The following is a 12,433-nucleotide window of genomic DNA, read 5'->3' on the forward strand; positions in this document are numbered from 1 at the left end:
AGCGGACATGATCGGCCCGTCTCACGGATAGAGGGCGCCCCAACGGCGCTCTGCCTGACTGGATTGTTGGCTGACATGAAAAGGTTGCTCGTGGCCGCGATGGCGGCCGGACTGGCATCGCATGCTGTTGCCGCCGATGCCCCGGCGGCAGCGCCTGCGGTGAAGGCGCCGGTGCCCGCGGGATACAATTGGACCAGCTGCTATGTCGGCATCCAGGGCGGCGGCAACTGGGGCAAGAGCGAGCATGTCCGGCGCGCCGGCGACGACTCCGGGCCGACGATCACAGGGACTTTCAATCTCAGCGGCGCTGCCGTCGCGGGCGGAGTCGTCGGCTGCGATTTCCAGATCGAAAAAACCGTGCTCGGCTTCGAGAACGACGCGTCATGGACCAACCAGCAAGGCAAGGTGCAGGATCTGCCGCCCTTCAACGTCGGGGTGACGAGCGGCACGCGGGAAAAATGGATCGATATGTTCCGCGGCCGTGTCGGTTACGCGCTCGATCAGTTCCTGATCTATGGCACGGCCGGTATCGCCTTCGCGGGCACCGAGGTCACCGTGTCCAACCAGGTGGTGCAGGTCACCAGCTCCCAGACCCGCACCGGCCTGGCGGCCGGGCTCGGTGGTGAATGGGCCGCCTATGTCGATACCTGGGGCGCCGTCACCCTCAAGCTCGAATACGTGCACGTCGATTTTGGCAGCAAGCGATATGTCGATCCGCCGGTCAGCGGCGCCGTCACCCGCGACGTCAGGCTGACGGACGACATCGTCCGCGCCGGCGTCAATGTCCGGTTCAACTGGGATAGGCCGGTCGTCACGAAGTACTAGGGCTGCGTAGGCTCAGCCCTTCCCCTCGCGCTTGCCGTCCTCCAGCGGCACGACCGTGCCCTTGCCGCTCATCGCCGATAGCGCCTGGAGCGCCTCTTCGCAGAAATCGGCCACCATTTGCTCGTGGCGGGCACCGAGCTGAAGCAGCAGCAGATTGCCGAGGTCGAGCACGCCCGACGCCGAGCCCTCCGGAAATCGCTTCTTGAGGATCCGCTCGTAATTCTCGTGCCGGTCGCGGTGGTGCTCCAGCCGGGCCATCAGATCGGTGCGCATCGGCTCGATGTCGATGCTGTCGAGCGCGTGCAGCCGCACCAGCAGGTCGTCCTTGATCGAGGGCGGTGTGCTCGGCCGCGCGGCCCAGTGCCGCAGCGCTGTTCGGCCCTCGGGAGTCAGCGTATAAATCAGCTTATTGGGCTTGCCCGATTGCACGACCTCGCGGCCCTGGATGAAGCCGCGGTCGCGCAGCTTCGAGAGCTCGCGGTAGATTTGCTGGTGGTCGGCTTTCCAGAAGAAGCCGATCGAGGAATCGAATGTCTTGGCGAGCTCGTAGCCCGTCATCGGACGTTCCGTCAGGCATGCGAGGATTGCGTCGCCGAGCGCCATGGCACCAGCTCCCTTTCGAGGTCCCGACCAATTGACTTGACTTTATGCGCATCGGTGCATATGCGTCAATGTGCATATGAGGCGGGCTTCAGACCCACCCTTATCGGCCATCGCGCTACTGTGCATGGGGTTGTTTTCGCGTTTTTGCCAAGGCCTTCGATCAAGAAGGCCTTTGATCAAGGGAGGCACCTGAGAATGACCGGCCTCGATTCCTGGTACGCCTTTATGAAGTCCCACGACCGCGCCGCGCTCTGGGACCTGCTCCATCCTGACGCCGTGTTCGAAAGCCCCGTGGTGCACTCGCCCCAGCGCGGACGCGACATCACCTTCAAATATCTCGCCAGTGCCGAGAAGGTGCTCGGCGGTCCCGGCTTCACCTATGTCGGCGAGTGGAAAAGCGCCAACGGCGCCGTGCTCGAATTCAAGAATGTCATCGACGGCATCGAGATCAACGGTGTCGACATCATCACCTTCGATGCCGAGGGACGCATCACCCATTTCAAGGTGATGGTGCGTCCGCTCAAGGCGATCAACATGCTGCACCGCCTGATGGCGGAGCAGTTGGCCGCCGCCCAGTCATAAGCCAACATCATCACTTCAGACCGCCTGCCGGGAGACCATCATGCCGATCTATAAAGCCCCCGTCGAAGACGTGAACTTCCTGCTCAACGACGTCTTCCAGATCGATCGCTACGACAATCTGGCCGGCTTCTCCGATGCGTCGAGCGACGTGCGCGAAGCCATTCTCGGCGAAGCCGCGAAGCTTGCGGAAGAAGTGCTGCAGCCGCTCAACCGCGTCGGCGATCTCGAAGGCTGCAAGCGCGCCGATGACGGCAGCGTCACCACGCCGAAGGGCTTCAAGGACGCTTTCAAGCAGGTGGCAGAGGGCGGCTGGCTTGGCCTGTCGGCACCGACCGAGTTCGGCGGCCAGGGCCTGCCGGTGACGCTGAGCCAGGCGGTCAACGAATTCCAGATCTCCGCCAACATGGCGTTCTCGATGTATGGCGGCCTCACCATGGGCGCGACCGCGGCGCTGATCGTGCACGGCTCGCCTGAGCAGAAGCAGACCTACGTGCCGAAGATGGTGGCGGGTGAATGGACCGGCACCATGAACCTGACCGAGCCGCATTGCGGCACCGATCTCGGCATGCTCCGCACCAAGGCGGTCCGCCAGCCCGACGGCAGCTTCAAGATCACGGGCACGAAGATCTTCATCTCGGCCGGTGAGCATGACCTCGCCCCCAACATCATCCACCTCGTGCTCGCCCGCATCGAGGGCGCACCGGCCGGCATCAAGGGCGTGTCGCTGTTCGTGGTGCCGAAATTCCTGGTCAATGCCGACGGTTCGGTCGGCGCACGCAACGGCGTGGTGTGCGGCTCGATCGAGCACAAGATGGGCATTCACGGCAATTCCACCTGCGTGATGAATTACGACAGCGCCACCGGCTGGCTGATCGGCGAAGAGAACAAGGGCATGCAGGGCATGTTCGTGATGATGAACGAGGCCCGCCTCGGCGTCGCCGTTCAGGGTCTCGCGCAGTCCGAGGTCGCCTATCAGAACGCGGTCGCCTATGCCCGCGAGCGCATCCAGGGCCGCTCGCTGACCGGCGCCAAGGCGCCGGACAAGCAGGCCGACCCGATCATCGTGCATCCCGACGTGCGCCGCACGCTGCTCTCGATCCGTGCCTTCAACGAGGCCGCGCGTGCCTTCGTGATGTGGACCGCGCTGAAGAGCGACGTCGCCCATCGCTCCGAGGACCCGAAGGACCGCCAGGCCGCCGACGACCACATGGGCCTGATGACGCCCGTGCTGAAGGGCTTCCTCACCGATTACGGCTTTGCCAACGCGGTGCAGGCGCAGCAGATGTATGGCGGCCACGGCTACATCGCCGAGCAGGGCATGGAGCAGTTCGTGCGCGATGCCCGCATCGCCATGATCTACGAAGGCGCCAACGGCATCCAGGCGCTCGACCTCGTCGGCCGCAAGCTGCCGCGCGACGGCGGCCGCGCCATCATGGCCTTCTTCGGCGAGGTCATGGCCTTCGCCAAGGAGAACGGCGGCGACGAGGCGCTCAAGCCTTTCATCACCCCGCTCTCGGCTTCGCTCGGCCATCTCCAGCAGGCCACGACCTGGCTGATGCAGAATGCGATGGCGAAGCCCGACAATGCGGGCGCTGCCGCAACGGATTACCTGCATCTCTTCGGCTTCGTCGCGCTCGGCTACATGTGGGCGAAGATGGCCAAGGTGACGCAGGCCAAGATTGCCGCGAGCGGAGCGACGCCCTATCTCTCGACCAAGCTCGTCACCGGCCGCTTCTTCATGGAGCGCATGCTGCCGGAGACCGCCGCCAATCTCGCCCGCATCCAGGCCGGCTGCGCCACCATCATGGAACTCCCGGCGGAAGCTTTCTGAGGCTTCCCGCTTCGCCAATGATCCGACCGCGCCGCGGTCGTAACCAATAACTGCAATCAGGAGGCTCCCATGGCAGATGCCTATATCTACGACCACGTCCGAACCCCGCGCGGCCGCGGCAAGGCGGACGGCGCGCTGCACGAGGTGACCGCGCTCGCGCTCGCCACCGTGCCGCTGAAGGCGCTGAAGGACCGCAACAATCTGCCGGAAGATTCCGTCGACGACGTCGTGCTCGGCGTGGTCGACCCCGTCGGCGAAGCCGGCAGCGACATCGCGCGCTTCGCGGCGCTCAAGGCCGGCCTCGGCGAGGCCGTGCCCGGCGTGCAGATCAGCCGCTTCTGTGCTTCCGGCCTCGACGCCGTGAATTTTGCCGCAGCCCAGGTGATGAGCGGCCAGCATGAGCTGGTCATCGGCGGCGGCGCCGAATCCATGAGCCGCGTCGGCATCGGCGCCTCCGGTGGCGCCTGGCCGATGGACCCGTCGATGGCGGTGCCGGCCTACTTCATGCCGCAGGGCGTCTCGGCCGATCTGATCGCCACGAAGTACGGCTTCTCGCGCGACGACGTCGACGCCTATGCCGTGCAGAGCCAGCAGCGCGCCGGCAAGGCCTGGGACGAGGGCCGCTTCAACAAGTCCATCGTGCCCGTGAAGGACATCAACGGCCTCACCATCCTCGCCAAGGACGAGCACATGCGTCCCTCGACGACGATGCAGTCGCTGGCACAGCTGCAGCCGTCGTTCACGATGATGGCGCAGATGGGCGGCTTTGACGGTGTCGCGGTGCAGTCGCACCCGGAAATCGAGCGCGTCAACTACGTGCACCACGCCGGCAACTCGTCGGGCATCGTCGACGGCGCCGGCGCCGTGCTGCTCGGCAGCAAGGAAGCGGGTGCGAAATACGGCCTGAAGCCGCGCGCCAAGATCCGCGCGTTTGCGAATGTCGGCTCCGAGCCGGCCATGATGCTGACCGGTCCGGTCGACGTCACCGAAAAGCTGTTCGCGCGCTCGGGCATGAAGAAGTCGGACATCGACCTGTTCGAGCTCAACGAAGCGTTTGCCTCGGTCGTGCTGCGCTACATCCAGGCCTTCGACATCGACAACGCCAAGATCAACGTCAATGGCGGCGCGATCGCGCTCGGCCATCCGCTTGGCGCCACCGGCGCGATGATCCTCGGCACCGTGCTCGACGAACTCGAGCGCACCAACAAGGCGACCGCGCTGGTGACGCTGTGCATCGGCGGCGGCATGGGCACCGCGACCATCATCGAGCGGGTCTGATTTCTTACCCTCTCCCCTTGTGGGAGAGGGTGGCGCGAACACGCGGAGCGGGTTCGAGCCGGGTGAGGGGTCTGTCTCCGCGGACGCAGACCCCTCACCCCCTCGCTTCGCTCGGACCCTCTCCCACAAGGGGAGAGGGTAAGACGAGATCTTAAGTCAACCGCTGCGCCTGAGATCGGCTGCGGCACCGAGGAGCAACCAACATGGCTTACAAGAACTTCAAGGTTGAAACCGATTCCGACGGCATCGCGCTCGTCACCTGGGACATCCCCGGCCGTTCGATGAACGTGCTCGACGAGACCTCGACCAGCGAGCTCGATGCGATCGTCAAGGAAACCACGGCCGACGCCGCCGTGAAGGGCGTTGTCATCACCTCCGCCAAGGAAGCGTTCTGCGCCGGCGCCGACCTGTCCATGCTCGAAGGCATGAACCAGGCCTACGCCAAGGTCTTGAAGGAGCAGGACGAGACCGCCGCGAACCAGATGCTGTTCGACCAGAGCCGGCGCTTCTCGCAGGTGCTGCGCTCGATCGAGACCTCAGGCAAGCCGTGGGCGGCCGCGATCAACGGCCTCGCGCTCGGCGGCGGTTTCGAGATCACGCTGTGCTGCCACTATCGCGTGGCGGCGGAAAATCCCAAGACGCGCCTCGGCCTGCCCGAGGTCAAGGTCGGCCTGTTCCCCGGCGCCGGCGGCACGCAGCGCGTGCCGCGCCTGGTGCCGCCGCAGGATGCGATGACCATTTTGCTCAAGGGCGATCCGGTCACGGTCGAGAAGGCGGAGCAGCTCAATCTGATTCACGCCATCGTTCCGGCCGCCGACCTCATCAAGGCGGCGAAGGACTGGATCAAGGGTGGCGGCAAGGCCGTCGCGCCCTGGGACGAGAAGGGCTTCAAGCTGCCCGGCGGTCCGGTGTTCTCCAAGGCCGGCATGATGATGTTCCCGGCCGGCAACGCGATCTATCGTCGCGAGACCTACGACAATTATCCGGCCGCGCGCGCGATCATGAGCTGCGTCTATGAAGGCCTGCAGCTGCCGATCGACGCCGCGCTGCGCGTCGAGTCGCGCTACTTCACCTCGGTGCTGCGTTCGAAGGAGGCGGCTGCGATGATCCGCAGCCTGTTCCTGTCGATGCAGGAGCTCAACAAGGGCGCGCGCCGTCCGAAGGACGTAGCCTCGACCAAGGTGAAGAAGATCGCCGTGATCGGCGCCGGCTTCATGGGCGCGAGCGTCGGCTACGTCTCGGCCCGTGCCGGCCTCGACGTCGTCCTGATCGACCGCGACCAGGAGAGTGCCGACAAGGGCAAGGCGCATGCGCAGAAGGTGATCGAGGAGCAGATCAAGAAGGGCCGCGCCAAGCCCGGTGACGCCGATGCGCTGCTCGCGCGCATTACGCCGACTGCCGATTATGCCGCACTCAAGGACGTCGACCTCGTCATCGAGGCCGTGTTCGAGGATCGCAAGGTCAAGGCTGAGACGTTTGCCAAGGCGCAGGAATATCTGAAGCCGGACGTGATCTTCGCGTCGAACACCTCGACGCTGCCGATCACCTCGCTGGCCGAGGGCTTCAAGGACCAGGGCAAGTTCGTCGGCATCCACTTCTTCTCGCCGGTCGAGAAGATGATGCTGGTCGAGATCATCAAAGGCAAAAACACCGGCGACCTCGCGCTCGCGACCGCGCTCGACTACGTCCGGCAGATCGGCAAGACGCCGATCGTCGTCAACGACAGCCGCGGCTTCTTCGCCAATCGCTGCGTCGGCCGCTACGTCGCCGAAGGCAACGAGATGTTCCTGGAAGGCGTGCCGCCGGCGATGATCGAGAACTGCGCCAAGATGGCCGGCATGCCGGTCGGTCCGCTCTCGTTGTCCGACGAAGTCGCGCTCGACCTCGGCCTCAAGATCATGAAGGCGACCGAAGCCGATCTCGGCCCGAACGCCATCAACCCCGATCAGAAGAAGCTGATGGTGGAGATGGTCGAGAACCAGGGCCGGCTCGGCCGCAAGAACAGCAAGGGCTTCTACGACTACCCCGAGAAGGGCAAGGGTCAGAAGAGCCTGTGGCCGGGCCTCTCGGCGCTGCAGCCGAAGCAGCTCGACCCTGACACGCTCGACATCGAGGAGCTGAAGCAGCGCTTCCTGGTGGTGCAGGCGGTGGAAGCCGCGCGCACGGTCGAAGACCACGTCATCACCGACCCGCGCGAGGCGGATGTCGGCTCGATCCTCGGCTTCGGCTTCGCGCCGTTCACCGGCGGCACGCTGTCCTACATCGACTTCATGGGCACGAAGAAATTCGTCGAGCTCTGCCACAAGCTGGAGGCGAAGTACGGCTCGCGCTTTACCCCGCCGAAGCTTCTCGAGGAGATGGCCGCGAAGGGCGAAACTTTCTACGGCCGCTTCGCGCCGAAGAAGGCGGCAGCCTGACCGCTTTCTTCGTAGCCCGGATGGAGCGCAGCGAAATCCGGGACGACCTCACCAGATGCAAAGACCCCGGATTGCGCTTCGCTCCATCCGGGCTACGCATCCAGGAACCGAAAGGCCGGATCGTCGATCCGGCCTTTTTGTTCGGGGAGACGTCATCACGGTTGCGTCAGATTTGTTCCCGGCTTGTGGAACCAGTCACAGAATTCGCGTAGGAACCGTGTCAGAGTCCCTGCTGCCGCGGTGTCGCGCAATTGTCATAGGCATGTCAAAGCGGCGCCGTTCTTTTGCTCGGCCCTGGCACTAGTCTTGCTCAGGGTCAGGGCCCCGGTCGGGACGCTTGCCGAGCCATCGGCAGGTTGAAGACAAAATAAGAAAGTATCCTTGATGAACTCTTTGGTGCTGCGGAAGAGCGCGCTTGGTCGCGATCTCACCGCGAAATATGCTGTTGGACCCGCCTCTCGCCGCCTCTCGCCGCAACGGAAGCCGGCGCGCCTGCGCCGCAAGGGGCCGATGCTTTGGGCCGCTTTGGCGTTACTTGTGCTGGCGGCGAATTTTATGCTGGCTTCTGTCGCCTGGCTCGCCGTCGACTTCGTCATGGGCTGAGACCGCCCGCGCGTGCAGCAAGTAAGCCGCCGCGAAGTAGGCGAGCTGGCAGGCGGCAAGACAGATAGCGATGACAGCCACACCCGCCATCATGCCGAATTCGTAAGCGCGAAGAATGATTGCCGAGAAAACTGCGATCGCCGGCGCAATCAATATCAGCGCCCAGATCCTGAAAACATAACCTGTCGCTATTCCCACCAATGCACTTGCGACGATCAGGGCCAAGGCAATCGTCAAGTTCAACTCCGATGAAATAATCCTCTAACAATTCCGCCAAGCTCGCGCGCTTTACGGGTACTGACAAGACAGCACTACTTACATTCGGCGAACAGTAGTTCATAAGTCTAATGATAGGTACGATGATCCGGCGAGATGGGTTCGCGCCCAGCCCGCCCCAGGGCAAATAAAACGGGCCGGATCGACGATCCGGCCCGTTTTATTTGCGGTCTCCGAGCGGCGAGAACGCCCGGCCCGAGACCGCATCGTCGGCAAGACTCGCTCTCCAGCTACCTTCATCGCCGCGGCCAATGCGGACCTCGAAGCGCCAGCCATTCTGGTTGGTGAAGGCGATATCCGCTCCGCCCTTCTTCCTGGCATAGCTGCACGGATATTCGGTCGGCCGATCGGGAAAGACGATTTTTCCTTCCCTGCTCTCGAACACGGCCGAGGTGACCTGCGGATGGATCATGAAGATGCAATTGCGCTGCGGCAGGTCCGGTGTCGACAAGCCAAGCATCGCGAGCGGCGCGCCCGCGGCGGTCATAAGGACGATCATGTTCATGGCGGCGGCTGTCTCATGGAGGTGCTCCGCGATTTCGACGTGGCCGCCGATCGAATGGTTCACAAAGAAAAAGGCCGGATCGTAGATCCGGCCTTTGGCTTGTTGCATCTTCCGATGCGCTTACTTCGCCTGCGCAAGGCCTTCCTTCTTCAGCGCCTCCTGGACCTGCGGCCGCGCTGCGACGCGAGCCTTGTAGGCGGTCAGGTTCGGCATGGCCGAAAGGTCGAACTTCATCCGGTCGCCCCAGGTCAGCATCGTGAAGAGATAGCCGTCGGCCACCGTGAACTGCTTTCCCATGAGGTAGTCGCGGCCGGCGAGCTGGCTGTCGATGTATGTCAGCTTGCCCATGACGCGATCCTTGAAGAACGCCTTGGCCTCGTCGTTCAGCGCCGGGGCGAACAGCGGCCCGAAGCTCTTGTGCACCTCCGAGGTGAGGAAGTTCAGCCATTCGAGCAGCTTGTAGCGCTCGGAGCTGCCGTGGGCCGGCGCCAGCGCCTTGGCCGAAGCCTGGTCGGCGATCATCTGGACAATGACCGGGCCTTCGGTCACGATCTCGCCGCTGTCGAGGCCCAGCGCAGGGACCTGGCCCTTCGGGTTCAGCTTCAGATAATCCTCACCATTTTCGAGCTTCTTGGCCCGGATATCGACCTTGACCAGCTCATAGGGCAGGCCGGCTTCCAGGAGCGCGATGTGGGGGGACAGGGAGCAGGCGCCGGGCGAGTAATAGAGCTTCATGGAATTTCCTTCTCTTGACGCTTGGTTAGGGCGAAGGAACGCCTACATGCATCTGCATCCAATAGTCAAGATTGATGCAGGTGCATCGAGTGGGGTAAGAGACGGGACGACGAGCTTGAGCGGGACCATGAAACGCAAACCATCGACCGAGGCAACTTCGGCCTGGATCCGCCTGATGCGGGTGCAGAGCCGCGTGCTCGATTGCGTCGAACAGGACTTGAAGAAGGCGGGGTTCCCGCCGCTGGCCTGGTACGACGCGCTGCTCGAATTGTCGCGAGCGCCCTCGGGCGAGCTGCGGCCGGTGGAACTCGAGCGGCAGATGCTGATCCCGCAATACTCCACTTCGCGCCTGATCGACCGCCTGGTCGACGAGGGCCTCGCCTCCCGGCGCGAATGCAAGATCGACAAGCGCGGCCAGTTCGTGGAGATCACGGAAGCCGGCCGCGAGTTGCAGAAGCGGATGTGGGGCGCCTATTCGGCCGCGATCGAAAAATATGTCGGCTCGAAACTGTCCGATGCGGATGCCGTCAAGCTCAGCGGTCTGCTCGACCGTCTCGGCTGCTCGTGCGGCGAGATGAAACTGCCGCCCGTCCACGTCAACGAAACCACGCCGTCGCGATGATCGTGCGGCACACCAGCTCGTCCGTGCACCCCCTGGGTTCACGGGCCACCCCGTCACCCGCGCGCCTTCGATCGAAGCGCCCTTTTTGATTAGAGTTTGATATGGCGCGAGACCAGATCGATATGACGCCGCTGCAGTCGCGCGACGAGCTCGTCGCGTGGTTCGAGGCCGGCTGCAAGGACCCGTCCGAATTCCGCATGGGCACCGAGCACGAGAAGACGCCGTTCACGCTCGAAGGCCACCGTCCGGTGCCTTACGAGGGTGCGCGGGGCATCGGCGCGCTGCTCGAAGGCATGAAGCTCCTGCTCGGCTGGGAGCCGATCATGGAGAAGGGCAACATCATCGGCCTCTACGACGTCACCGGCGGCGGCGCGATCTCACTCGAGCCCGGCGGACAGTTCGAACTCTCCGGCGCGCCGGTCGAGAACGTGCACCAGACCCAGAGCGAGCTGATGGCGCATCTGGCGCAGGTGCGCGAGATCGCGACCCCGCTCGGCATCGGCTTCCTCGGGCTCGGCATGACGCCGTCCTGGTCGCGCGCCGACATCCCGGTGATGCCCAAGGGCCGCTACAAGATCATGACCAATTACATGCCGAAGGTCGGCCAATACGGCCTCGACATGATGTACCGGACCTGCACGGTGCAGACCAATCTCGACTTCTCCTCCGAAGCCGATATGGTCAAGAAGCTGCGCGTCTCGCTCGCCCTGCAGCCGGTCGCGACCGCGCTGTTTGCCAATTCGCCGTTCACCGAGGGCAAGCCGAACGGCTTCCTGTCGTTCCGCTCCGAGATCTGGCGCGACACCGACAATGCGCGTTCGGGCATGATGCCGTGGGCATTCGAGGACGGCATGGGTTTCGAGCGCTATGTCGACTACGCGCTCGACGTGCCCATGTATTTCGTCAAGCGCGACGAAGATTACATCGACGTCTCGGGCTCCTCGTTCCGCGCCTTCTTCGACGGCCGCAACAACAATCTGCCCGGTGAACGCCCGACGCTGTCGGACTGGGCCAATCATCTTTCGACGATCTTCCCGGAAGTGCGCCTCAAGCGCTATCTCGAGATGCGCGGCTCCGATGGTGGCCCGTGGGGCCGCCTGCCGGCGCTGTCGGCTTTCTGGGCCGGGCTGCTCTACGACGATGTGTCGCTCGATGCCGCCTGGGACCTCGTGAAGCACTGGACCGCGCATGAGCGCCAGGCCCTGCGCGACGACGTGCCGCGGTTCGGCTTCAAGGCGCGGATCAAGGACCGCTATCTGTTCGAGATCGCCAAGGAATCCCTCGTTCTGGCCCATGCCGGCCTGCGCCGCCGCGGCCAGATCGACCAGCTCGGCCGCGACGAAACCCGGCATCTGGAGCCGCTCGATCGCATCATCGATTCCGGCCGGACGCCGGCCGAGGAGATGCTGGAGAAGTTCAACGGCGCCTGGAACGGCTCCGTGGAACCGGCCTACGCGGAATACGCGTTCTAGGCCAGAGGCCGACGACCAGGACCTGAGCCGTTCATCGCCCATACAGGTTTGCGGCGATCAAATGACCGGCTGAAAAAACCTGAGCGCCGTCAATAACTCGAAAGCTGTTCCGATGGGGAAGGGCCGCCTGCGTGGGGCCGTCATGGCAAACGTCGTGGCCTGCGCCACGTTGCTTTTGCTCGTGTTTGCGAGCGTGCCTGCGCGCGCCCAGACCGCGTTCGACCGGCCCGGCGGCGACTATTTCAGCTCGCCGGTGACGTCAGGCGACCCCGAGGATTGCGCGCTGCAGTGTGAGCGCGACCGCCGCTGCCGCTCCTGGAGCTTCAACTATCCCGACGTCGAAGGCGGCTCGGCGGTGTGCTGGCTCAAGAACACGGTGCCGCCGCGCGTCCCGGGCAACTGCTGCATCTCCGGCGTGCGTGGCGCCGGCGTGATCGAGCCGCGGATCGAAGGCGTTGAAACGTCGATCGACCGCCCCGGCGGCGACTTGCGCAATTTCGAGATCAAGGACGGCGAAGGCGAAGAGGCCTGCAAGGCCGCCTGCATCGCCGACAACAAGTGCCGCGCCTTCACCTATTCCCGTCCCGGCTACACCGGGCGTGAAGCGCGCTGCTTCCTGAAAAAGGAAATCAAGCCGCCGCGCCGCAAGGCGGGCTTCACGTCGGGCGTGGTCAGATAGCGCGC

General features: G+C 64.2%; 12 protein-coding genes. 8 read left to right on the forward strand and 4 right to left on the reverse strand.

The window, feature by feature from the left end:
* Window positions 1-75: 75 nt before the first annotated feature.
* Window positions 76-825 (forward strand): outer membrane beta-barrel protein, encoded by a 750-nt coding sequence (locus QJT78_RS04505; protein ID WP_038942225.1) that lies wholly within the window; start codon window positions 76-78, stop codon window positions 823-825.
* A 12-nt stretch (window positions 826-837) separates the two neighbouring features.
* Here the strand turns inward: QJT78_RS04505 and QJT78_RS04510 are convergent, their stop codons facing one another.
* The gene (locus QJT78_RS04510; RefSeq protein WP_028151641.1) at window positions 838-1,428 is read right to left on the reverse strand and encodes a PadR family transcriptional regulator; all 591 of its coding nucleotides are present in this window, start codon (window positions 1,426-1,428) and stop codon (window positions 838-840) included.
* 195 nt (window positions 1,429-1,623) lie between these two features.
* Between QJT78_RS04510 and QJT78_RS04515 the strand changes: the two genes are divergently transcribed.
* From QJT78_RS04515 to QJT78_RS04530, 4 genes are all read left to right on the forward strand, one after another.
* Complete coding sequence (locus QJT78_RS04515; protein ID WP_028151642.1) at window positions 1,624-2,010, forward strand: nuclear transport factor 2 family protein; 387 nt, start codon at window positions 1,624-1,626, stop codon at window positions 2,008-2,010.
* 40 nt (window positions 2,011-2,050) lie between these two features.
* Entirely contained in the window at window positions 2,051-3,841 is a 1,791-nt protein-coding gene (locus QJT78_RS04520) for an acyl-CoA dehydrogenase C-terminal domain-containing protein (protein WP_028151643.1), read from the forward strand.
* Window positions 3,842-3,910: 69 nt separating this feature from the next.
* Window positions 3,911-5,119, forward strand: a complete 1,209-nt coding sequence (locus QJT78_RS04525) for an acetyl-CoA C-acetyltransferase (RefSeq protein WP_028151644.1) — start codon at window positions 3,911-3,913, stop codon at window positions 5,117-5,119.
* A gap of 203 nt (window positions 5,120-5,322) precedes the next feature.
* Entirely contained in the window at window positions 5,323-7,536 is a 2,214-nt protein-coding gene (locus QJT78_RS04530) for an FAD-dependent oxidoreductase (RefSeq protein WP_281460182.1), read from the forward strand.
* A 531-nt stretch (window positions 7,537-8,067) separates the two neighbouring features.
* Here QJT78_RS04530 and QJT78_RS04535 read toward each other — a convergent pair.
* From QJT78_RS04535 to gstA, 3 genes are all read right to left on the reverse strand, one after another.
* Window positions 8,068-8,376 (reverse strand): hypothetical protein, encoded by a 309-nt coding sequence (locus tag QJT78_RS04535; RefSeq protein WP_028151646.1) that lies wholly within the window; start codon window positions 8,374-8,376, stop codon window positions 8,068-8,070.
* A 199-nt stretch (window positions 8,377-8,575) separates the two neighbouring features.
* On the reverse strand, window positions 8,576-9,028 hold the full coding sequence (locus QJT78_RS04540) for a hypothetical protein (protein WP_028151647.1): 453 nt from the start codon (window positions 9,026-9,028) through the stop codon (window positions 8,576-8,578).
* Between the two features lie 12 nt (window positions 9,029-9,040).
* Window positions 9,041-9,655 (reverse strand): glutathione transferase GstA, encoded by a 615-nt coding sequence (gene gstA, locus QJT78_RS04545; RefSeq protein WP_028151648.1) that lies wholly within the window; start codon window positions 9,653-9,655, stop codon window positions 9,041-9,043.
* Between the two features lie 127 nt (window positions 9,656-9,782).
* On the opposite strand from gstA, the gene QJT78_RS04550 reads away from it, so the two are divergent.
* The 3 genes from QJT78_RS04550 to QJT78_RS04560 all read left to right on the forward strand — a co-directional run bounded on the left by QJT78_RS04550 (window position 9,783) and on the right by QJT78_RS04560 (window position 12,428).
* Complete coding sequence (locus QJT78_RS04550) at window positions 9,783-10,277, forward strand: MarR family winged helix-turn-helix transcriptional regulator (protein ID WP_014498535.1); 495 nt, start codon at window positions 9,783-9,785, stop codon at window positions 10,275-10,277.
* Window positions 10,278-10,378: 101 nt separating this feature from the next.
* Window positions 10,379-11,749 (forward strand): glutamate--cysteine ligase, encoded by a 1,371-nt coding sequence (locus tag QJT78_RS04555; RefSeq protein ID WP_028151649.1) that lies wholly within the window; start codon window positions 10,379-10,381, stop codon window positions 11,747-11,749.
* Between the two features lie 112 nt (window positions 11,750-11,861).
* Window positions 11,862-12,428 carry a PAN domain-containing protein gene (locus QJT78_RS04560; protein WP_028151650.1) on the forward strand — a complete coding sequence of 189 codons (567 nt, stop codon included), beginning with the start codon at window positions 11,862-11,864 and terminating at the stop codon, window positions 12,426-12,428.
* The last annotated feature ends 5 nt before the right edge of the window (window positions 12,429-12,433 follow it).

This window comes from Bradyrhizobium sp. Mp27, assembly GCF_029953005.1.
GTDB classification, from domain to species: Bacteria; Pseudomonadota; Alphaproteobacteria; order Rhizobiales; family Xanthobacteraceae; genus Bradyrhizobium; species Bradyrhizobium barranii.